20 protein-coding genes are annotated in these 23833 nt (G+C 40.1%); 6 read left to right on the top strand and 14 right to left on the bottom strand.

Annotated features, from left to right (window positions below):
• Positions 1–52: 52 nt before the first annotated feature.
• Positions 53–673 carry a DNA-J related domain-containing protein gene (locus HUO09_RS09195; protein ID WP_188233752.1) on the bottom strand — a complete coding sequence of 207 codons (621 nt, stop codon included), beginning with the start codon at positions 671–673 and terminating at the stop codon, positions 53–55.
• A 236-nt stretch (positions 674–909) separates the two neighbouring features.
• On the opposite strand from HUO09_RS09195, the gene HUO09_RS09190 reads away from it, so the two are divergent.
• Complete coding sequence (locus tag HUO09_RS09190; RefSeq protein WP_188233751.1) at positions 910–1515, top strand: DUF2238 domain-containing protein; 606 nt, start codon at positions 910–912, stop codon at positions 1513–1515.
• Here HUO09_RS09190 and cutA read toward each other — a convergent pair.
• The 3 genes from cutA to HUO09_RS09175 all read right to left on the bottom strand — a co-directional run bounded on the left by cutA (position 1512) and on the right by HUO09_RS09175 (position 3594).
• The gene (gene cutA, locus HUO09_RS09185; protein ID WP_188233750.1) at positions 1512–1829 is read right to left on the bottom strand and encodes a divalent-cation tolerance protein CutA; all 318 of its coding nucleotides are present in this window, start codon (positions 1827–1829) and stop codon (positions 1512–1514) included. The two genes, HUO09_RS09190 and cutA, sit on opposite strands and share 4 nt — an antisense overlap.
• Before the next feature lie 441 nt (positions 1830–2270).
• Positions 2271–2927, bottom strand: a complete 657-nt coding sequence (locus tag HUO09_RS09180; RefSeq protein WP_188233749.1) for an HAD family hydrolase — start codon at positions 2925–2927, stop codon at positions 2271–2273.
• Positions 2928–3084: 157 nt separating this feature from the next.
• Positions 3085–3594, bottom strand: coding sequence for a hypothetical protein (locus tag HUO09_RS09175; RefSeq protein WP_188233748.1), 510 nt, complete (start codon positions 3592–3594; stop codon positions 3085–3087).
• Between the two features lie 208 nt (positions 3595–3802).
• Between HUO09_RS09175 and HUO09_RS09170 the strand changes: the two genes are divergently transcribed.
• From HUO09_RS09170 to HUO09_RS09160, 3 genes are all read left to right on the top strand, one after another.
• Positions 3803–4282: a CreA family protein gene (locus tag HUO09_RS09170; RefSeq protein WP_167411422.1), complete on the top strand. Its 480-nt coding sequence runs from the start codon at positions 3803–3805 to the stop codon at positions 4280–4282.
• Between the two features lie 120 nt (positions 4283–4402).
• A complete protein-coding gene (locus HUO09_RS09165) occupies positions 4403–5707 on the top strand; it encodes an inosine/guanosine kinase (protein WP_167411421.1) in 1305 nt (434 codons plus the stop codon).
• Between the two features lie 297 nt (positions 5708–6004).
• The gene (locus HUO09_RS09160) at positions 6005–7744 is read left to right on the top strand and encodes an EAL domain-containing protein (RefSeq protein WP_188233747.1); all 1740 of its coding nucleotides are present in this window, start codon (positions 6005–6007) and stop codon (positions 7742–7744) included.
• Between the two features lie 11 nt (positions 7745–7755).
• Here HUO09_RS09160 and HUO09_RS09155 read toward each other — a convergent pair whose 3' ends face one another.
• From HUO09_RS09155 to HUO09_RS09140, 4 genes are all read right to left on the bottom strand, one after another.
• Complete coding sequence (locus HUO09_RS09155; RefSeq protein ID WP_188233746.1) at positions 7756–9720, bottom strand: LTA synthase family protein; 1965 nt, start codon at positions 9718–9720, stop codon at positions 7756–7758.
• Positions 9721–9959: 239 nt separating this feature from the next.
• Positions 9960–10970: a trypsin-like serine protease gene (locus tag HUO09_RS09150; protein WP_188233745.1), complete on the bottom strand. Its 1011-nt coding sequence runs from the start codon at positions 10968–10970 to the stop codon at positions 9960–9962.
• Positions 10971–11087: 117 nt separating this feature from the next.
• The gene (gcvT, locus tag HUO09_RS09145) at positions 11088–12221 is read right to left on the bottom strand and encodes a glycine cleavage system aminomethyltransferase GcvT (RefSeq protein ID WP_188233744.1); all 1134 of its coding nucleotides are present in this window, start codon (positions 12219–12221) and stop codon (positions 11088–11090) included.
• 290 nt (positions 12222–12511) lie between these two features.
• Positions 12512–13135: a helix-turn-helix domain-containing protein gene (locus HUO09_RS09140; protein ID WP_167411417.1), complete on the bottom strand. Its 624-nt coding sequence runs from the start codon at positions 13133–13135 to the stop codon at positions 12512–12514.
• Positions 13136–13673: 538 nt separating this feature from the next.
• On the opposite strand from HUO09_RS09140, the gene gcvH reads away from it, so the two are divergent.
• Complete coding sequence (gene gcvH / locus HUO09_RS09135) at positions 13674–14054, top strand: glycine cleavage system protein GcvH (protein WP_042487376.1); 381 nt, start codon at positions 13674–13676, stop codon at positions 14052–14054.
• Positions 14055–14144: 90 nt separating this feature from the next.
• Positions 14145–17006 carry an aminomethyl-transferring glycine dehydrogenase gene (gene gcvP / locus HUO09_RS09130; protein WP_188233743.1) on the top strand — a complete coding sequence of 954 codons (2862 nt, stop codon included), beginning with the start codon at positions 14145–14147 and terminating at the stop codon, positions 17004–17006.
• 188 nt (positions 17007–17194) lie between these two features.
• Here gcvP and HUO09_RS09125 read toward each other — a convergent pair whose 3' ends face one another.
• From HUO09_RS09125 to licT, 6 genes are all read right to left on the bottom strand, one after another.
• Positions 17195–17719 (bottom strand): GNAT family N-acetyltransferase, encoded by a 525-nt coding sequence (locus HUO09_RS09125; protein ID WP_223159353.1) that lies wholly within the window; start codon positions 17717–17719, stop codon positions 17195–17197.
• 227 nt (positions 17720–17946) lie between these two features.
• On the bottom strand, positions 17947–18477 hold the full coding sequence (pyrE, locus tag HUO09_RS09120) for an orotate phosphoribosyltransferase (protein WP_188233742.1): 531 nt from the start codon (positions 18475–18477) through the stop codon (positions 17947–17949).
• Between the two features lie 294 nt (positions 18478–18771).
• The gene (locus HUO09_RS09115) at positions 18772–19917 is read right to left on the bottom strand and encodes an epoxide hydrolase family protein (RefSeq protein WP_188233741.1); all 1146 of its coding nucleotides are present in this window, start codon (positions 19915–19917) and stop codon (positions 18772–18774) included.
• A gap of 94 nt (positions 19918–20011) precedes the next feature.
• Entirely contained in the window at positions 20012–20995 is a 984-nt protein-coding gene (locus tag HUO09_RS09110) for a GlxA family transcriptional regulator (protein WP_223159352.1), read from the bottom strand.
• A 523-nt stretch (positions 20996–21518) separates the two neighbouring features.
• Complete coding sequence (locus HUO09_RS09105) at positions 21519–22976, bottom strand: glycoside hydrolase family 1 protein (protein ID WP_167411412.1); 1458 nt, start codon at positions 22974–22976, stop codon at positions 21519–21521.
• A 9-nt stretch (positions 22977–22985) separates the two neighbouring features.
• Positions 22986–23825, bottom strand: coding sequence for a BglG family transcription antiterminator LicT (gene licT, locus HUO09_RS09100; protein ID WP_188233740.1), 840 nt, complete (start codon positions 23823–23825; stop codon positions 22986–22988).
• Positions 23826–23833 lie beyond the last annotated feature (8 nt).

Below are 23833 nucleotides of genomic sequence, written 5' to 3'. Positions count from 1 at the left end.
TGGAAACAAAAAACAGCGCTAAATAGCGCTGTTTTTCTCTGGTCAAAGAATTCTATGCCTCTTGGCGAAGAATATTCCAAGCCTCACATAAGATCCTAAATTTGTCCGCATTGCCATTATCTCTGTCCGGATGCCATCTCAGAGCGAGCTTTCGCCAAGTTTTGCGGATTTCAAAGTGTGTAGCATCATCGTGGAGTTCGAATAAGCGCAAGGCTTGCTGTCGATTTAAGTCTTTGCTGCTACCACCAACAAACTTACGATAGCGAGTCCAGAATTCATGGAGAAGACGTTTTACTTCCCCTTCACTCGCTTCATAGTGCTCCCACTGTGAATAATATTCGCGCAAAGGATCTTCAACATCAATAACGTGCGAGGCATTGCGAAACATTGGCATCAGAATAATATCCATCGCTTCGACTTGTAACCATTGCTTAGGGTATAACGTCTCTTGCAGTTGATAGAGCGCGTTCATGATAAGAAAATTGCGTTTGAACAAATCTTTTTCTGGAGCGTCATCCAATATCGGCATCAGTTCAAGTTCACTTAAATGCGCGGCAAGCGTATGAACTTTCCAACCGGATGGTTGACGTTTCAACACTTCCAGAATTGGCCACAGTAACGGATTCTCAACATAGTTTTGAAACGATGCGGACACTTGCTGTGCTTCAGTCATATAGTTTCTCTCAATTTTCCCTTCTTTTATTCAAAGCTATGTGCGGCTGTTTGTCGAGTAAGAATAGGACGAAACTATTAAGGCTTTGACCTTAATTCAATTTTTCCACTTCAGAATGCGAGCAAATCCCAGTTACCTTTGAAATTAATCTACCCAATTTCCAACACAACTTAATTGAACACTGTTTCAAATGATGCAAATATGTTCACGGAAATTGAATAAAGGACATCTGAACTATGACAGTACCAAGAAGCCTGACATTTTTAAGTCTGGCCTATACAACCGTGTTTGTTTTTTCCGCCTTATCTCCAACATCTCGTGCTGTTTGGGTGGCTGAAATTATCCCTGCGTTACTGATTCTAACGATTGTATGGTTGGTCTCTATGAAACAGCGATTAAGTACCACGTCTTATATTCTGTTTTTTGTATGGCTGACGCTTCACACGATTGGCGCGAAATATACCTTCTCTGAAGTCCCTTTTGACTGGTTTAATAACTTGATTGGTTCAGAGCGAAACAACTTTGACCGTGTCGCTCATTTTTCCATTGGTTTGTATGCGTACCCAATTGCAGAACTGTTGATACGAAAGAAACTTGCGACACCTTGGTTAGCCGCTAGCTATGCTCTGTTTTGTATTATGAGTATTGCCGCTGGCTACGAAATTGTTGAATGGTGGTATGCGGATTTTGCTGGTGGTGATGAAGGTATCGCGTTTTTAGGGTCTCAAGGTGACATTTGGGATGCTCAAAAAGACATGCTGTGCGACACATTAGGCGCATTAGCATCATTATCGTTACTCGCCGTTCAGATTCGAATTAACCCTAATAGATTGAAAGATTAATTCGTATTAGCTTCAATCCATTCAAGATACGGGTTAAAGCCATCGGTAATAGGCACCTGAACGAGTTGAGGTACTTCATAATTGTGAATCTGTTCAATCGCCTCCGTGATTTGATCAAACAATTTGGATTGCGTTTTTATAACCAATAGGATCTCTTCGTCATTACATACCTCACCTTGCCAAATGTAATGACTATTAATGGGCAGTGTTTGAATACATGCAGCCAGTTGATTTGATAATAGGTATCGAATCAGCTGCTGTGTGACTTCTTGACTGTTTGTTGTGGTTAAAACGATGCAGAATTTATCTTCCATTTATTCGACCCCATTTATGTTTTTCTTCTTTGACTGTTCTAAGTTTCTACCAAATTCGCGGTATTCGTTAATTAAGGTTAATAAATCAACAAACGCAATTCATAGATTTATGAAATGAATCTCAAAAAATGAAAGAATAATCTAATTATAACCATCACAGTCCAACATTCCGTATATTCTGAACATAAAAGAAGCAATCGCTAAAACAAGATAATAAAAACTATACAAAGAGAATGTGTGATGAAAATGATCGAGTGTTGTCCGCTATGTCAAAGCGATGAATATTTGATATCTGAAAGTGGTGAAAAGTTCACGTGTGGTAAATGTGGTTTTCACACGGAAGAATTGAGTAGCATTGAAGCAAAAATTTTAACCGCTAGTGTGGTATTAACCCCGTACATCCATGTGCCTGAGAATACACTTCATTAAAACAATAAAAAGTTAGGCTAAATACAGAGTTAACTGCTCTAAACTCTCTAGCACTGTAACTTTGGGGTGAGAAACTCGGTTTTGCCAAGCCAAAGGCGTAATTTGAAAGGTGGTAACTCCGGCATTCAATCCGGCTTTCACACCTTTGTGTGTATCATCAACGTAAACACATTCATCTAACATAAAGCCCATATTCATCGCACAGTAGCGAATCAAATCAGGTTCGGGTTTCCAGCTATTTGCTTCGAATGCAGAAAAAATCTTACCTTGGAAATAGTGGTATAGCCCAGCAGATTTTAGAATGGATTCAATACGCTCTTTGGGCGCATTCGATGTTACGCAGAATTCAGTTCCCGTTCCTCTAAGCCAGTCTAAAAGTTCTACTGCACCGTGCATTGGCGTGAGTTTTTGTAAGAATAGAGGCTCTAACACTTCGCGATATCGCTGTTCTAAAACATCAACATCTGCTGACTTTTCAGCCAATTGCAAAGTTGCGTGCATAATGTCAGCAATTTTGCCACCTTCAAAGTTATCAATAATATCTTCGATAGTTAGCTCTGCCCCAATTTCATTAAATACTTGTACTAGGGCTTCACAACACAAGCGTTCACTGTCGACCAATGTCCCTTCACAATCGAAAATAACGCACTTCGTCTTTTTGCCAACCATAATATTTCTCCTTTCTATGCAGTTTAAATACAAAAGAAATAGGAAAAATGATTCAGTTAACAATTTGAAATGTAGTTACGGATCAATATTGATATTTTGTAGCATCGTCACTGTTTAAAACAAACCGGAAATTTCCAACGCCAACGGATGCTTTAACTTACTGTTCGATATAGACCGAGCCTGAAAAATCGTGACTTATTAGCCACTTTTGTATCACTGCTTGAGCGAACAAATCAGCAGAACTATAAGCAAGGTCTTTAATTACAACATCTGAAACCAAGAGTTCGTTTTCAGACTCAGTAATTAAAGCTGCAGCGACCGGCTCCGATTGCTTGAACCCAACATAAAGGTAGCAAGGCTCAGAGAATATAATTTGGGTGAAAAACTCTAACAGATAGTTTTGCTCTTGTTCATCACGTCCTCTCGATGCTTGCAACAGTGAGAACATCACCGTCAAACGATGAAAATCAACCAGATAAATATCATCTAAATCAATGTCTGACTCTTGAGCACTATTATTAGTCAATAACGTCACTAGTTTATCTTCACAAAGAGACTTGTATATCGCCCTACCTTTTAAACTCTCTGGTGTTGGAAACTCCACCTCAACTTGATCAAACAGCCACTGATTTTTCACTTTAAAGACGTTTGGATAGGAATCTGTCATGAATTCTTCTTCTATTGAAGTGATTACGCTAAAACCTGATTTAGCTGTAATGAATAAGCGAAGGATACTTAGGTACACTCAATCTCACAAGTCTTGATATCTCATCTACAGCTCTTTCTTTGTTTACTGTCAGATATTTGGTTCAGCATCTGTTATCAAGTTAGGTTATGATGAGTTCAGTTGTGTACAGATCTCCATAGGATGAACAATGAAAAAAATACTTTTGATGGTAGGACTGTCTACCCTACTACTCGGATGTTCAGACAACGAAGTAGGCGATGTTTCCCTAGGCGTTTTTACCTTAAAGGACATAAAAATCGCGTCTCTTCACGATGACAAAGTTCTGGGTGTCACCTGCCATATAGCGTCCATTGAAGCGAATTTGAGCCTTTCAGACCCAAGTGACAGCTCAATCTCTTGCCGACAAACCGGCGACATCACTCCAGACATGATCGCATCCATTGATAAGAGCAAGTCTGGCGAAGTAGTGTTCAAGCAGTCAAAAAGTATTTTCTTTAAGACCATGAAGGTTCGACGTATTTTTGACCCGGAAAATCAAACGCTACTTTATTTGTCATACACAACCAAAGAAACGGATGGCAGTTTTAAGCACAGTTTGTCGACCGTTCCGCTCTGGGGAACAAAGGCGTACAACGCATTTCCTGTTAACCAAACCAGCACTCAATAATGAGTTAGTTATACGGTAAATGGTTTATCTCTCTAACCATTTACCGTGTAATAAAATGAAAATAAAAAAATATATTTGTGATATTATGCACGAAATATTTCTTTCCCCTAAACAATCAAGATGAAGTTTCCCGGACAGCGTAAATCTAAGCACTACTTTCCGACACATGCTCGAGATCCATTACTCAACCACATACAGCAAGCGCCTAAGCTACATAGACCAACCATCATCGGTGTCGGTCAGACGATTGTTGATATTGAGGCCCGAGTCGATAACGACTTCCTAGCCAAATACGATTTAAGTAAAGGTCATTCCCTTGTCCTTGAAGAGTCTAAAGCGGATGCCTTGTATAGAGAGCTGGTTGAGTTAAATCTCATCACCCATCAACATCCGGGTGACACCATTGGTAATACGCTACACAACTATTCCGTACTGGCGGATAGCAAATCAGTACTTCTTGGTGTTATGTCTAAAAACATCGAAGTCGGTTCATTTGCCTATCGTTACTTATGTCGAACTTCTTCACGCATGAACCTGAATCATCTTCAAACCGTTGATGGTCCTATAGGTCGTTGCTATACGTTAATCACTGAAGACGGTGAACGTACGTTTGCGATTAATGAAGGACACATGAACAAATTACGTCCGGATAGTATTCCCGAACAAGTATTCGAAAAAGCTTCAGCCCTAGTTGTTTCCTCTTATCTTATGCGTGGAAAGCCGGAAGACCCGATGCCACAGGCTGTTCAGCGTGCTATTGAACTGGCTAAAGCAAATAACATTCCTGTTGTCTTAACTCTAGGCACTAAATATGTCATTGAGGGCAATGAGAAATGGTGGCAAGAATTTCTCAAAGAAAACGTCACTATCGTTGCAATGAATGAAGAAGAAGGTGAAGCATTAACTGGGCACAAAGATCCTCTTTTAGCTTCAGATATCGCACTGCAATGGGTTGATTTAGTGCTGTGTACCGCAGGCCCAATCGGCTTGTTTATGGCCGGTTATACCGACGAGTCCAGTAAGCGCGAAACCGAATTGCCTCTACTTCCGGGCAACATTCCTGAATTTAATAAGTACGAATTCAGCCGTGCTATGCGCAAAAACGATTGTGCGAACCCAGTTAAAATCTATTCGCATATCGGACCTTATCTTGGTGGCCCACTCGAAATCAAGAATACTAATGGTGCCGGTGACGGAGCACTATCTGCCCTATTGCATGATATGGCGGCCAATGCCTTCCATCTGATTAATGTGCCAAATTCTGTTAAGCATGATCAACCATACCTAACATATTCTTCTCTTTCTCAAGTGTGTAAATACGCAAACCGTGTCAGCTATGAAGTTCTGACGCAGCATTCTCCTCGCTTATCTCGTTCGCTACCTGAACGTGAAGACAGCTTAGAAGAAGCATATTGGGAACGTTAAGTTCATATCTACGAAAAAATGCGGCTTAGAGCCGCTTTTTTATAGGTCTATTGTTTTAAACATCAAAGAGATGCGTTATTGCAAGTGGACTTTTTTGTCATTAAAGCTTGCGCTACAGCACGATTAACAACAATTATTATTATCAATAATTGAATCAGTATTCATTTAGATTTAAATTGAAACATCGTTTAGTATTAATAATCTAAAACTCTGTTTTTTTACCAATGTGTTAGATTCACATTACTTTCATCCATATGTCGCATTATGGTTAGCGGTTGTTATAGTTGGTATGCGGTTATGTCGTTAAAACAAGATAATTTATCTGTTATAGAGAATGTTCTGGATGATACTTACTTGAAACGTTTAGTACACATTTTCGACGTGTTCAAACACGGCGTTTTCTATATGGATGAACAGGGTTTGATGACTTTTTATAACCCTGAGTTCTACCATCAATTTGGCTTTGAAACGAAGACAATTGAGCTGGCAGATTGGTTTAACATTGTCCATCCTTTAGATTCAGCCTTGCTTGATAGCCGTATAGGACAGCATATTGACGAAGGCGGCAATCTCGCTACTCAATACCGCTTAAGAAAAGCCAATGGCCAGTACGTTTGGGTTGAAGGTGTTGCGACGACAAAAAACATATGTGGAAAAACTTTTATGGTCGGATGCCATCGAGACATTTCCGATCAAAAACTGATGGAATCCTACCTCCATCAAGCTGCCTTTTTCGACAACGCTACTGGGCTTTCAAATAGAACCAAGCTGATACACGACATAGAAGCTCTCGCTAAAAAGCCGCAACTGAATGCCACCCTGCTCTACATCCAAATTGACGATATTAAGTCTTATCTTAATCAATACGGCACAGATGTTTTTCAACAGATTATTGAACATTTAACAGGCGCATTACGCGTACTTCCGAATGATAGTTGCGAACATTATCGTGTACGTTCCGATGATTTTGCCGTTCTACTATACGGAGACTACACAACAGGGGAACTGCAAAGGCTATGCCAGAACATCCTCAAGCACTATGCTGAATCTACACTTGAATATGGCAAGTTGTATGGAGACAAAATTAGTATTGGCGTATATCCATATGTAGACACGAGCTTAACGGCTCCTGAATGCTTAAGTATTGCTTCAAGAACCTGCCAGTTTGCAGGTGAAAATAACCGGTCCCGAATTGAAATCTATACCGGTAGAACCCAGCACAGTGTTGACCGTTTCTTCTTCATTGAGAAAGAACTTAAAGAAGCGATCCACTCTCGATCGCTTAGCGTAAAATTCCAACCCATAATAAATGCAGAAAATGGAAAAGTTGCCAGCTTTGAAGCGTTAGTCAGATGGCGTTCTAAAGGTTACGGTGAAATATATCCCGATGAATTTATTCCAATTGCCGAGAAAAAAGGCTTAATCAATGAATTAGGGTATTTGGTTTTTGGCAAAGCATGTGAGTTCATCAGTCGCTATAACCAATTAAATCAAGCTGATATACGCGTTAACGTCAACGTTTCAGTACTACAACTCTTAGATACTAATTTCCCCTCAAACCTATACACTCTCGCTGTAAATTCTAACGTCGAACCAAAATCCATCGTTCTCGAATTAACAGAGACCGTCATGCTCGACGGGAACAAAAATGCATTAAACCAGATTTATATTTTGAGCAGTATGGGATTTTCTCTTTCGCTCGATGACTTTGGTTCTGGTTTTAGCTCTATTCACAGTTTCCTGGGCTTGCCACTAAACCAAATCAAGATAGATAGAGTGATGACGACAAAATCGATGACCAACGACGCCTACGAGCAATACCTACAGTTTATTACTCAGTTATGTCGCTCGAAAGGAATTGATATTGTGTTTGAAGGGATTGAAGATCAAGCGATGTTCCAAAAGTATAAAGATATGGGAGCATCCTATTTTCAGGGCTATTGGTTTTCTAAACCTCTGTCCATTGCCAGCGCTAGCCGCTATACACTACTTAAAAGTGATGTTATTCCTCAAGCAGCGTCAAAAACAACTGCTTGAGGACATTCTTGTTATTGTTTCACAGCGTAGCTCTTTTGAGCCGTATAGTAATTGTTATCAAACGCCAAATTACCCCACATAGCATTCGCGTGAGCTTTAACAACCGTCTCGTCACTGAGAGATGCAGCCGTCAACGAATCTTCACTTGGATTATAAGTATACGTTGAGATACCCTTCTCTGGCTGAATCACTACAACCTCATTATCTGCAGTCATCCAAGCAAAGTTCTTATCTCGTTGCATCATCGCACGTTGCTTTTCTACGGGAACTTCATGTGTCAGATCGTGCCCTATCATCGGGTTCTGACTACTGATACCAGCTAACGATAGCAGTGTTGGTACCAAATCAATTTGACTCACCAAACGATCATCTACTCGAGGTTCAATACCACCACCAAAGATCACAGCGGGAATTTTAAAGTGTCCAATCGGTACTGGAAGTGTGCCTGTCGCGCGAGCATCATGATCTGCAATCACTGCAAAAACAGTATTGTTCCAATATTTGGATTTCTTCGCCTTTTCGACAAACTCACCTAAAGAATAGTCAGCGTACTTAACCGCATTTTCTACAGTTTGTTTAGGTTCATTGTAAGGTTCAATAACACCATCTGGATATTCAAATGGGCTGTGGTTTGAAGACGTAAACACTAAGCTGAAAAATGGCTGTTCAGTTTGTGCAAGCTGTGTAAATTGTGCATCGGCCTTAGTATAGAGATCTTGATCCGACGCTCCCCAAGAACCAACAAATTTTGGAGAAGAAAACGTTGGGAAGTCTTGCATATCAACAAAGCCATTTCCTAGGAAGAAGCTCTTCATGTTGTCGAAATGACTTTCTCCACCATAGATAAATTGAGTATGGTATTGGTTTGCTTTCAACAAATTAGCAATGGTAAAGAAGTTAGTCTGGCTCTTACCCAATTTAACTACAGCTCTAGCTGGTGTCGGGGAAAAACCTGTTGTTACCGCTTCAATACCGCGAACAGAGCGAGTACCTGTTGCGTACATTCTTGTAAATGCCCAGCCTTCTTGAATCAGCTTGTCTAGGTTTGGAGAAGCATCAATACCACCTAAACTTTTAACGTAACGTGCACCATGACTCTCCAACAATAGAATCACGACATTCTTTCTTGGCCCTGTATAAGACGCGAAATGATTAGCGAGAGTCGGCTTCTGGTTATCAGTAAACGATTGTGGATCAACATTCATAGAATCTTTGATCTGCTCGACAATCAGTTGCTTATCCATTTTTGGATAAAACTCAAACGCACTCGCTTCTGAGCTCATCTGCTTGGCTGCAAATATTACCGAGTAAGAAGAGTTTAACGTTAAGTCATTCACTAACGGGTCGGCAGCAAATGCGACCATCGCTGGGTTTAATGGACGATGACCAAGCGATGAACGAGCACCCATTAAGCATACAGCAACAAGCGCAACAGCAATAAAAGGACGCCAGTACCAACGAGGGTAACTCAATGCTTTCACAAGAGATGCAGACCATTTCCAACCTACAATAAGCGTTACCACACTCACGGTCAGACCTAAAAACAACTCAAGCTTGTAGCCTGACCAAAGCATGCCAAACACTTCTTTAGGATAAATTAGATATTCAACAAACAATCGATTTGGCCGTAAATCGTATTCAATGATAAATGGAGGGGTAGCCGCTTCCATGTAAACCACTAACCAAAGCCCAGCGGTAATCCAAACGCGCAGAACCCAGTTCCACATGCGTCCGATGAAGTGTTCACCTGAAATCAATGAAGCTAATAATGCAGGAAGAATAAACAGATAGGATACAGAGGCGATATCAACGCGCAACCCACTCAGCAAGATCTCTCCCCAACCATGTGCATCCGATACGCGATCGAAGTGCCATAAAGACAAACCTATACGTGAAAGAGTAAACAAAACAATCATCGCAATCGAAGCAGCGACTAAAGGATAAATAGGTCCCAATAACGACTTACATTTATTCAAGAAAATTCTCTTTATAGTTAATTATTTATACAGACAATGATATCAATAGATTAAGTAGCATTGTGCATGTAAACGTTATGTAAACAAGTTAAAGCTAATAAACTATAGAACTGGATCTCAATAATCAAAAAGTCATTCAATGATGCAGGAAACGATGTGAAAAATATGTCGTTGTTTAACATTAAAAAAGCCGTTTTGACGACGGCTTAAATAATTATTGTAAGGAAACTGAAGATACATTATTGAACTTTGCGCCTGATTGACGCCCAAAAGCCCATAATCAACAACGAGATGAAACTTAGCGAACCTCCCCCAGAGTCTCCTGAGCTTGAGGATTCTTTTCCGATATTGTCTACATAAGCCTTTCTTTTGGCATCGGTAGCCACATAGTTGGCCGTTTCAGTACCAGCAAGTACGCTGTCTATCCAAGATTCATAATCGTAAACTTCTGTAAATACAGACGTAGCGCTTTTACTGGGATCACCACAAAATGTTGCCGGACCATAGCTGGTTAATCCCACTTGAATGTAGTTACCACCAGTGTACCAATATAGAGGGCCTCCAGAATCACCTTGACAGGTACTCGCTTCCAGCCCATTGGATGGGCTTACCACTCCTTCCATACATAGTTTGGTGTCTGTCATATTGCTGTAGTTACAAGCGCTATTATCGACATACTTTAAAGAGGCCATCTGTAAATCATCTTTATCATCAACACCAGTTTTGGTATTGCCATGCCCGACCGCATAAAAAGTCTCTGAAGTACTACGGTAAGTAGTACCTGTCGAAGGTCTGTTAGCGTAATAACTAGTGTTGATTGTTGTTAATGCGGATTCCAATTGCAGAATCGCCAAATCATTATTCAGCGTAGAACTGTTGAAATCATCCCGATAATAGATTTTGGCTACACGCTTCTTTTCTGTGATGTTGTAAGGGAAATAACTCTCATACTGTAAGCTAGGAACTACTGTTGTAAACAGCGAATACAGGTTGTTATCTGGATCCGCGCTATAAACGCAGTGAGCGGCAGTGAGTATATGTGTGGAATCCAAGATTGTTCCACCACAATAACTCCCTTCATAGTAGGTGTTGTTGTATTCAATCAAATCGACAAACAAGGCAACGTAAGAAGAAAAGGTTGTGATATCGGCGCTAGAGCCGTTCACTATATACGCTGTATAATCTTCAGCTGCTGATGCATGACTACACACACCTAATAGGGTTGATAGTATTGCAACCTGTTTCTTCATAGCGGTAATCCGTTGCTTACATCTGTTACTAATAATTTTAGACGGCTAATGTAAATAAAAAAGAGCCGTAAGACTAGACTTACGACTCTTAGGACTAACCTATTTATTTAGATTCGATTAACCGCGGTAGTATCTTTGCGGTACAAACGGCATTTTTTCGACCAACATCGGTAGCATCTTACCGCGAACTTCTGCGAATACTTCTGTACCGACTGCTGAAAAATCGGTGCGAACATAAGCCATAGAAACCGGCTTTTCTGCTGTTGGCCCCGCAGTACCACTTGTGACGATACCAATCTGTTGACCATCAGCATCAAACAACTCAGTGCCTTCGCGTACTGGCGCTTTCGTTTGACCAACCAAACCAACACGTTTACGAGCGACATCTTTAGTCGCGATCTGGTTGAGAATAATCTCAGCGCCAGGGAATCCCCCCTCACGAGCACCGCCAGTACGGCGCACAGGTTGAATCGCCCATAGCAAACTTGCTTCGACTGGAGTCGTTGTTGTGTCTAAATCGTGACCATATAGACATAAACCACACTCTAGACGTAAAGAGTCACGAGCTCCTAGACCTATCCATTCCACTTCTTCAAATGAAGTCAGCTTAGTTGCCAGTTTTTGAGCTTGGTCTGCTGGAACGGAAATCTCATAGCCGTCTTCGCCAGTGTAACCACTGCGGCTAACGACACACTCAATACCATCGATACTAACTTGCTGAATATCCATAAAAAGCATATCAGCAACAGCAGGTTGTAGACGAGCCAGAACTTCGGCGGCTTTTGGGCCTTGTAGTGCTAATAGCGCTCTGTCTTCGATCACTTCAAGTTCAACCCCTGAAGGTAAATGAGCTTGCAGATGATCGATATCCTGTTCTTTACAAGCTGCATTAACAACTACAAACAAATGGTCACCTAAATTAGCCACCATAAGGTCGTCTAAAATGCCACCTTCTTCATTAGTGAAAAATGCGTAACGCTGCTTACCTTGAGGCAAGTCTACGATATCCACAGGAACGAGAGTTTCTAGTGCTTGAGCAGCACCTTCACCATGCAGACGAAGCTGACCCATATGCGAAACATCAAACAGTCCCGCAGCCTCACGAGTATGCAAGTGCTCTTTTTTTACGCCTAGTGAATACTGAACAGGCATATCATAGCCTGCGAAAGGAACCATCTTTGCACCAACTTCAATGTGCAAAGCATGTAAAGGAGTAACTAGAAGTTCCTGAGTCGCATGTTCTTGAGTCATTTTATTCTCCATTTTGCCAAGCTCTTATACGTAGAGTCAGCCATCTCAAAAAGCAAAAGTTCCATAAAGCGGAAACCATGTTTCCAATAGTAAACAAGAATGCGCCTGTTTTCTCTGATTAACAAGTTTCAAACAGTGACCAAGGTCTAAGTTAACAACTCAATCACATTCTCTTTAGGTAACAAAAACGCCGCATTGAATCTTTAAACATCAATGCGGCGTATTTTTCTTCAAATCAAAACAAAATGCAAACGTTTGCCTTCACTATAGGAAACTTTGCGTTCTTAAGTCTATTTTGCCGTTACCCAGAGAATATGAGCATCATCTTCACTTAATGAAACCAACATATGTCCCATCGTGGCGTCATAGTAAACGCTATCTCCCTCTTCTAGGCGAACAGGCTCATAGAACTCGCTATAGAACATAACCACACCTTCTAGAATAAGAAGAAACTCCTCTCCATCATGGCGAACCCAGTCACTGTACTCTTCAAAAGTACGAGCTCGAACTCGGCTTTTAAACGGCATCATTTTCTTATTTGATAGCTGAGTGGCTAACAATTCATGCTCATAGGTTTGTGTTGGATGCGGTTTCCCAGCACTATTTTTCGTAATATCCCTACGCCCAGTTGCCAGTATTTTCTTAGGTGGCTCAAAGAGTTGAGGCATATCAATCTGAAGGCCATACGCCAATTTTTGCATCGCCTGAAAGGTTGGCGAAATCTGTTCGTTCTCTATTTTACTTAAAGTCGAACGAGCCAACCCCGTTCGGTTACTCGCTTCTTCTAAAGTGATCCCTAACTTTGTTCGAATATCTTTTATTCTCTGCCCAAGTTGTAAAGGTTCAATATTTTGTTCACTTGCTTCTTTGGCAAGTATCATTGATGGGTACTCATCATAAATGTCTTCTGACATACTTTCCCTCTAATGAATAGTATTCCTGTATTTGAAAATCATTGTGGCACAAAGCTATTGATCCATTAAAGAGCACATCGGGAAATAAAGCGTGCTTTGGCTAACAAAAACGCCACCAAGGTTTCCTATAGGAAATTTTTCATTGATTGTTGTCACACCAAAGAGTATGTTACTGGCTTGTTAGCTACACCAATAATGGTGGTATCGCTGAGCCGGCTAGATTTAACATTTTCGCTCAACAAATAATTACAAATAATGAGCAAAGCCACTCAAAACCTTTGAAGCGAAACACTAACAAATAAATCATCTCTTTTTGCGCCAGAGATGCCTATCATTACTTTTGATGTGGAATTCATACATCATCAAGTATAAATAGGTTTAAGCTGTTTAGAATTTGAAATCGTTGTTGATAAGGTCTATCTAAAAAGTCTGTCGACAACAAATCGTTTGATAATGCTTGAAGATTGAATGGAACGTTAATACTCAAAACCCCATTCAATTGGTAGTACAGTTTGGATACTTTTTTGGAGAATTAGCAATGGACAATACACTGAAGTTTACAGAAAGCCATGAATGGGTTCGTGACAACGGTGATGGCACTGTAACTATCGGTATTTCTGAGCACGCTCAAGAAATGCTGGGCGATGTGGTTTTCGTTGAACTACCAGAAACAGATACAGAAATTGATGCTGGAGACAGCTTTTCACTTGTTGAATCTGTAAAAGCGGCTTCTGATATCTATGCACCAGTATCTGGTGTGGTCGTTGAAGTTAATGAAGAGCTACAAGATAGCCCTGAGCTTATCAACGAAGAGCCTTATGAAGGCGGCTGGATTGTGAAAGTAAAAATGTCCGATCCTGCAGAGCTAGACGATCTTAAAGATGCCGAAGAGTATCTGAGCTCAATCGAAGAAGACTAATTTATACAACAGGAAAGCTGTCCACTCGGGGCAGCTTTTTTTCAAAGCCACGCAAGCGAGTTGTCTCGTGGTTTAGAAGGTAAAGGGAAAATGACTGAATTACTTCATAGCCTAAGTACGCAAAATGAATTTGTTGCTCGACACAATGGTCCGAATCACAACGATCAAGCAAAAATGCTTGCCACCATTAAAGCTGAGAGCTTAAACGCACTTATCGCAGATACCGTTCCGGAAAACATTCGCCTAGAATCTCCGCTTAATCTTGCTCCAGCAAAAAGTGAAGCTGACATGCTCGCAGCGATGCGTGTTTTCGCCGAGCAAAACCAAGTCAAAAGAACATTCATTGGTCAGGGTTACTACAACACTTTCACGCCAAACGTAATACTGCGTAATGTGCTTGAAAACCCGGGCTGGTACACCGCTTACACACCATACCAACCAGAAATCTCTCAAGGTCGTTTAGAGTCTCTGTTGAACTACCAACAAATGGTAATGGATCTTACGGGTATGGACATCGCTAACGCATCACTACTTGATGAAGCGACAGCGGCTGCCGAAGCTATGACTCTGTGCCAACGTGCAGGTAAGAGTAAGAGCAACCGTTTCTTCGTAGCAGACGATGTTCATCCACAAACTATCGAAGTGGTGAAGACTCGTGCAGAGTTCTTTGGTTTTGAAGTTATTATCGGCGCAATCGATTGCCTCTCTGAGCAAGATGTTTTCGGTGCACTTGTTCAATACCCTAACACTACTGGTGAAGTTCGCGATTTAACCGATATCATCGAAAAAGCACACGTAAACAAAACGTTAGTAACAGTAGCGACAGATCTTTTGGCGAGCACCCTACTAAAACCAGCAGGTGAAATGGGCGCAGACGTAGTGATCGGTTCTGCTCAACGTTTTGGCGTACCTATGGGTTACGGTGGTCCACACGCCGCGTTTATGGCAACTCGCGAAGCTTATAAACGAACTATGCCGGGCCGTGTTATCGGTGTATCGATTGATAGTAAAGGCAACCAAGCGCTTCGAATGGCAATGCAGACTCGCGAACAGCATATTCGACGCGAAAAAGCGACATCGAATATCTGTACCGCTCAGGCTCTACTTGCAAACATGGCCTCTTTCTACGCGGTTTACCATGGTGCAGAAGGTTTGTTGAAGATTGCTCGTCGTACTCATCATTTAACAGCAATACTAGCGGCCGGTTTAACTAAATCAGGCTACGAGCTTGCACACAACAGCTTCTTCGACACTATTACAATCAATACTGGCAACAATACTGATGCTGTTTACCTAAAAGCACAGCAAGCAGATATCAACTTACGCAAGCTTCCAAATCAGCTTGGTATCAGTTTTGATGAAACAACAACGCTAGCGGATATCGAAGCTCTATTTGCGATCTTCGACGTAAAAGAAGATATCGCTACACTTTCAAACGCTATAGCAAGCAACGAATTCGCTGCAATTCCTGAGAATTGCCGTCGCGAATCTAACTATCTGACTCACCCAGTGTTTAACACACACCGTAGTGAAACTCAGATGATGCGTTACCTGAAGAAGCTTGAAAACAAAGACTTCTCACTAACTCACGGCATGATTCCACTAGGCAGCTGTACCATGAAACTGAATGCGGCTGCAGAGATGATTCCAGTTACATGGCCTGAGTTCGGAGCACTACACCCGTTTGCGCCAAAAACACAGGCTGCTGGTTACACCGCTCTTGCAAATGATCTGAAAGAGAAGTTATGTGAGATTACAGGTTACGATGCGTTTTCTCTTCAACCTAACTCAGGTGCTTCAGGTGAATATGCTGGCCTACTTGCGATTCAACGTTACCACCAAAGCCGTGGTGATGGTCATCGTAACGTATGTTTAATCCCAAGCTCAGCACACGGTACTAACCCAGCAACAGCTTCAATGGTTTCATTGAAAGTGGTTGTAGTTAAATGTGATGAGAACGGAAATATCGATTTGGGCGACCTTGCGGATAAGATTGAAAAAAACAAAGACAATCTATCAAGCATCATGATTACCTATCCTTCTACGCACGGTGTTTATGAAGAGCAAGTACGTGAAGTTTGTGACATGGTACATGCTGCAGGCGGTCAGGTTTATCTCGACGGCGCTAACATGAACGCTCAGGTTGGTTTAACTTCACCGGGCTTCATTGGCTCAGACGTTTCTCACCTGAACCTGCACAAGACGTTCTGTATTCCACACGGCGGCGGCGGCCCAGGTATGGGACCTATTGGCGTTAAGTCTCACTTAGCTCCATTCCTTCCTGGTCACATCGAAGATGGTGTTGAAGGGACGGATTATGCGGTTGCAGCAGCCGATATCGGCAGTGCTTCTATTCTTCCTATTTCATGGGCATACATTGCAATGATGGGAACAGAAGGCTTAACCGACGCTACAAAAGTAGCGATTCTAAATGCTAACTACGTTATGGAACGTCTACGCCCACACTACCCTGTGTTATACCGTGGTAAAAATGGTCGCGTAGCGCACGAATGTATTATAGACATTCGCCCATTAAAAGAAGAGACAGGCATCAGCGAAGAAGACATTGCTAAACGTTTAATGGATTACGGATTCCATGCACCAACTATGTCCTTCCCTGTCGCTGGCACGCTAATGGTAGAACCAACTGAATCGGAAGATTTAGCGGAACTAGACCGTTTCTGTGACGCAATGATCGCAATTCGTGAAGAGATCAATCAAGTGCATAGCGGTGTTTGGCCACTGGAAAACAACCCATTGGTTAACGCTCCTCATACTCAAGTTGACCTATCAAGCACAGAGTGGGAACACCCATATTCACGTGAAATCGCTTGTTTCCCAAGTAAGCAAACAAAAGACTCGAAATACTGGCCAACAGTAAACCGAGTAGACAACGTATATGGCGACCGTAACCTTATTTGTTCATGCCCGAGCATTGATAGCTATGAGTAATTGATGACCATTAATAAAAGTTTATGATCGTAATTAAGATTGTGACTAACTGAGTTATCAATAGTAAAGGCGAACCGAGTGGTTCGCCTTTTGTTATGTTGTGAAACGATTTTGGACAAAAGCTTCTTAGATCAAATCACTTAGTGGCTTCATTTCCGATAAGAAAAAGTATCTTGAAACCTTAAACGTTATGCGTTTTTTAACCGCACCATAATCATAGTACCTGGCTCTGCATTATGAAGCTCCTTGAAACCAAACTGAGCGTATAATGAAACATTCTTTTCTTCCGTTTGTAGATACAACTCAGAAATACCCAAACTGTCAGCATGAGACAACGCTTTTACTATTAATGCCTTTGCTACTCCCTGCTTACGAAAATCTGATTTGACATATACACCGCCCAGCCAATGCTCATATTCCGGATATTTTTTGTGCTCTCTAAATTTCAGCTCCACTACACCGGATAAAACTTTATTTTGTAATCCGATATAAGAAAGTGGCAGTTTTTCTCTATTCTCTGACTTGGCTTTTACGTCAGCTAATACTTTTTCGAGAGTTCCGCTAGGAGATTTAGAAGCCCATTCAGTAAAGTACCATTGAGCAATTTCTGGTACACAGTGCGGATGTTCCGCTAATAAAGAAATTTCCATTTTTCTCCCTAAACGCATAACGCTTTCTATACGGCTTTTAGTCGCATTTAATACTCTTGCCATGCAGTTTTCCAATCACAGTTCAATTAAAAATCAATAGCTTAATGAGATGTTATGGGTATTAGATTGCAGAAAACTCCAACTAAATCTGTCTCAGTTTAGGGGAAGTGGACAAAACGTACAATCACAGATTGTGAATAGACTTTCGTGCTGAGAAGGAATGGGGTAAAGACGAGCCAGAACAAATTGTTCTGACTCAGCAATAGCAAAAATTTTGAAATCTTGAACGATTATAACTTGGCTGCTTGCTCTAGTTCCGACTTAGTAAATAAAGGGCAAAATTTTAAACCTAAAGCTTCCAAATTGGTCCTACTAGGGCCCTCTCTATCAATTACACACAACACAGTATTCACTATTGCTCCACGCTCTCGAAGCTCTTTAACTGCATCAATAATTGCACCACCAGAAGTTACAACATCTTCGATAATTACAAGTTCTTTACCTTTGATCTCACCACCTTCTGCCAACTTACAAGTGCCATATGCTTTGGCTTCTTTCCGGACAAATAACACCTGAGTATCTGTTGCCAATGAAATAGCTGTAGCGATTGGAATTCCTCCCATTTCCAAACCTGCTAGCTGATCAAAACTATCCGGAAGTAACTCCGCCAAATACTGCGCAATCGAGCGTAATAATCTAGGGTTTGCTTCAAATAGGTATTTATCAAAATATTCTGTCGCTTTGACACCAGATCGAAGTAAAAACTCACCTCTAATGTTCGAGATATTGTAAATTTCTTTAGCTAGCTGTCCCTTATTCATTTTTTCTCCATGTTTTTATTCCGTTATAACTACACTCATACGGTAAAAAGTTACCTGTTGCGCTGTTATTATTTCGTCTTTTAATTACTACTTCAAATGAAAATCAATAGGTTAGTAATATTGAGGGAGGGGTTTTGGTAAGCTATCCATAGTTTTTAGTCATGCTGATAGCATGACTTTTTGTAGGGCAAATCTATAATAACAAGGCGTTCATTAACGATATCGCTAACTTGAAAAGGGGCAAATCCGTATCATCCAAAGAAAGACTTCCTAACTGACGCGTTGATATGAACATTATTGTCTTAAGATACGAGCGATGCTCCTTATATCTTCAACAAATAATAGAGGTTCTTCCATTGCAGTGAAATGACCGCCTTTAGCTATATCACTCCATTGAACCACATTGTATTTTTGTTCAGTCCATACCTTAGGGGGCAATAAAATATCGGCACCAAACCTGGCTATTGCACAAGGGACATTAAAACCATCTAGCGATGGTAAACCGTGCATATTTTCATAGTACATATTTATTGATGATCCTATTGTTCCTGTAAACCAATAAATCATGATATTTGTAAGCAACTCATCTTTGCTGTAACGCTTATCTAGCTCACCACCACAATCGCTCCAGCTTCTGAATTTTTCTATTATCCATGATGCTAGTCCTACTGGTGAATCGTTTAAACCAAAAGCCAAAGTTGAAGGTTTAGTTGCTTGAAGTGACATATAGCCACCTTCCTGATTCAACCAATTCATAGCTGATTTTTTATAGTTTAATTCTTCATCAGAACAATGAGAGTCTTGGGTAGATAACAGGTCCCTAATAATACCAACATCTGTAAGATGCAAACCAATAAGACTATTTGGGTATTTTGCAGCAAGGTAACGAGAGACTCCTGAGCCAATATCACCACCTCCTGCCATGTATGTTTTATATCCTAAATTTTGCGTCATCAACTCGTGCCACAATTCCGCGACTTGGGAATTATTCAACCCAGTAAGACTTGAAGGTTCGGAAAATCCAAAGCCAGGAATGGATGGGATGATGACGTCAAAAGAGTCATCAGTACTACCGCCGAATTGTTCAGGATCTGTCAGCATTGGTATGATTTTATGGTAGCGATAAAACGAATCAGGCCATCCATGCGTTAAAATTAGTGGCGTCGGTGATTTCCCTTTACCTTTCTGATAAATAAAGTGTAATTTTTCTCCTTTGACCTCACTCTGATAATGAGAAAACTGGTTTAGATCTGCTTCTTGTTTCCGCCAGTCAAAATCATCGAGCCAATATCGAACCAAAGATTGTAAGTAATCCGAATGAGTTCCACGTTCCCAATTATTATTCTTAGGCAAAACTGGCCAACGTGTCGCTTCTAAACGCTTGTATAAATCGTCTAACTGCGTTTGAGGGATAGCAATGTTAAATGGCTTTATGTCCATACCAACAACCTTCTTCTTATAATCTGCAATTCAGTTTTTACATGTACAATATAGAAATTGAAGCAACAGACCAAAAGGACACATATACGACAATTTAGGACAAATATCGTGAAGAGAATCGATTACGGTATTCTTCCGGAGTAACCTCTAGATGCCTTTCAAAGACACGGCGCAAATTTGTAGTAGACCCAAATCCAGCTTCATGAGCCACTTGTTTAAGTGTTAAAGAGGATTGCTCCAAACGCCGCCTCGCATCCTCCAACCTTGCTTCTTCCACATATTTTGCTGGTGACAAACCTGACTCCTTTGTAAATACTCGAGTAAAATTACGCGGACTCATGGAAAATCTGTCAGACAAAGCGCTAATAGAAAGATCCCCAGCCAAATTGTTAAGTATCCAATGATGAATGTTATTAATTCGACTTGATTTCGGAGCTTGGCTAATAAGCGAGCGACTAAACTGTGATTGATTTCCCGGACGTCGTAAAAACATCACCAAATCTTGAGCAATATCTCGAGCTATTTCAAACCCAAGATCTTCTTCAACTAGAGCAAGTGTTAAATCAAACCCCGCACTAACCCCAGCAGATGTCCATATATTTTGGTCTTGTACAAAGATAGGAGCGTTCTCAACTTTTACACTAGGGAAACGAGACTGTAATTCATGTACTAACCGCCAGTGAGTTGTTGCAATTAGTCCGTCAAGAATGCCCGCTTCAGCAAGTATAAGAGCACCACCACATATGGATACAATTCTATTGTTATAAGGTTTAGACAGACTTATCCATTCAGCTACTTCTGTATTTTCTTCCGTCGAAAGCCCCCTGCCAGTCACAATAACAGAATGCCTCTTATATTCAGGTTTCAGGTCGCAAAGACGCTTATCAGCTAGTAGCTTAAGATTTGACTGTCCGTGGATTACATGGTGCTTTTGTGTAGTTGCTACTGTAATAGAGTAATGAGGCTCTAAATTTTCAGAAACAACAAAGTGATTAGCTCGCTGTAAAATATCCACCACTCCCGCTGCTTCAAACAACATCCCACCTTCAGGTACGATAATAAGAACATCTTTCATCATAAGTCCTCAGTCACAGTTGGCTTTAATTGTAATATAAAACATATTAAGCCACAGAATTAAAGGATTAGTAAAAGTAGGCCAATTAATGCCAAAAGAAGATTGTCCCAAATTTTAGGTTAGCAACGAATGGGGCTGAAACGTGTCAGTAGCTTCCTTATTTAGTAACTTTTTTAATTATCTTAGGAATGACAAACCTTTAATTTACAACCCCAAGATGTCCTTTCAATAAAAGATATCTTGTTTTTACTTTGATAGAAAATGAGACCTGAAGGTCTCTTTTAGCATGTAATGCGATAGTATCGATTGACAATCGTGAAGGACGTTGGACTTTAAAGAAACTCAGTTATTTGAAAGCAGCCTCAATCTGAGGCTGCTTTCAAGAATATTGGGGGTAATTCAGGGTGCATAAGCCATATATATGATAGTGGACGATTAGACTATGTAGCTAGCATTTCTAAACAACCGAACGGTAGTAGATAGATATTCGTTGGGGAATCTCTATCTACTCGCTGGTGTTGTTTGGCTACAGGCGATTCTGCTCAATAACACTTTTATACCATGAGAAACTTTTTTTAATTTTTCTACTCAAAGTTCCATTACCATCATTATCTTGGTCTACATAAATTAACCCGTATCTCTTCTCCATTTCTGAAGATGAGTAACTTATTAAATCAATTACACCCCATAGTGTATATCCAATTAATTCAACACCATCTAAAATAGCTTCATGCATTTGCTCAATATGAGCTTCTAGATATTTGATTCGATAATCATCGATAATCGAACCATCTTCTTCAACCTTATCATATGCACCTAGTCCATTTTCAACAATAAACAGTGGTTTCTGATATCTCGAATACAAATTGTTAAGTGCGATTCGCAAACCAATTGGGTCAATTTGCCATCCCCATTCAGATACTGGCAAATATGGGTTCTTTATTCCCCCCATAGTATTACCACTGACAGTTTCCAAACCTTCACTATCGGCACTAGTTACAAAAGAGTTATAGTAACTAAAAGAAATAAAATCCACAGTATTATTACGTAATAACTCTTCATCTCCTTCTACCATCTTTATTGAAATACCTTTTTCTCTAAAGTATCGATGGATATATTTTGGATAGGAGCCTCTTACCTGTACATCAGTGAAAAAATAATTAAATTGATTATTCCAATGGGCCGCTAATACATCTTCTGGATTACAAGTATGTGGATAAGTTAATAAGCTTGTCAGCATACATCCTATCTGAGCGTCTGGTATTATATTTTTACAGTGTTTAACAGCTAAGGCACTAGCTAAAAATTGATGGTGCAATCCGTCATAAACAGCCTGTTCTACATTTTCAAAGCGATGAGGTACAATTCCTCCACTACTGAATGGATGACGAACAATACTATCGATCTCATTAAATGTAATCCAATGCTTAACCTTATCTTTGTATCGATTAAATAGTGTTAGACATAAGTTTTCGAAAAAATCTATTACTTTTCTTGAAGTCCAACCACCATATTCGTTTACCAGATACATCGGCATTTCATAATGTGAAAGAGTTACTACAGGCTGAATACCATGCTTTATTAGTTCGTCAATTATATGATCGTAATATCGTAAACCAGCCTCATTAGGATGTGTTTCGTCACCATTTGGAAAGATACGAGTCCATGCTATTGAAAATCTAAGTGCTTTTAAACCAAGTTGACTAAATAAAAGTATGTCTTCCTCATATCTATGATAAAAGTCGATACCTCTACGTTTAGGATATTCCGCTGTAGATGTGGACTTCATCGCCGTTTCAATTTGCGACTCGTCAACAGTATTATGTTTTTTATAGTCTCCCTTAGAGAGGTTATTTTTATACATGGCAACATCTGCAGTCGATATACCTTTACCATCAACGTTCCAAGCGCCTTCTACCTGATTTGCTGCAATAGCACCACCCCATAGAAATCCCTCTGGAAAATCTCTCATAACTTCAGACATTTTAACTCCTTACTTGTCTCTTACAATGACTCTATTTATATGAATAATCAAATACAATAATTCTTCATTAGGAATAGAGCGCTCAAACCTGGTCTTAATATAATCACTAATACTTAACGAACATTGGTATTCATCATTATATTTTTGTATTGCACTCATTAAAAACTCATCATCATCACTATTTAACATCTTATCATTAATCAGTCTCTGAGCGAGAAATTGCAGATGGTTAACAAATCTAGAATAATTTACTGAATCCGTATCAAACTCTACATCAAATGTTATTTTTACAATGTTTAATATATTTTTAACAATACTCGTCAATAACATTACCTGATTTGAGTTTTGGTCTATCTGCTGTGCATTAATTAAATGAAATGCAATGTTTGATGCTTCGTCCTCTGGAAAGTCGACTTTTAAATGCTTTTTAACCAAAGTTAGGGCATATCTACCCAAATCATATTCTATCGGATATAATTTCTTTATTTCCCAGTGCATTCGATTAGATATCGGCATGTTGTTATTTACTCGTTTTACTGCGAAGTATAAGTGATCAATCAACGAAACATAAATATGTTCATATAAAGAAACATTTAGTATCGATTTAGAATGCTCAACAATTTCATCGACTAAGGATAAGTACTCGCCAGGAATGTCTCTCAATAGATTGACAACATCTGAAGATACCTGTTCACTTTCCAAAATATATGTTTTTTCTATGTCATCTTTATTTATAACATCACCAGGTTTACTTTTAAATCCAATGCCTTTCCCAAAGACAATAACTTCTCTTCTGTCATTTCTTTTAGCAAGAACAATACTTGTATTTAAAACCTTTATAACTTTCATAAAAAATT

Source organism: Vibrio sp. Y2-5 (genome assembly GCF_014596725.1).
Taxonomy (GTDB): Bacteria; Pseudomonadota; Gammaproteobacteria; order Enterobacterales; family Vibrionaceae; genus Vibrio.
This window is presented reverse-complemented; position numbering and strand designations above follow the sequence as displayed.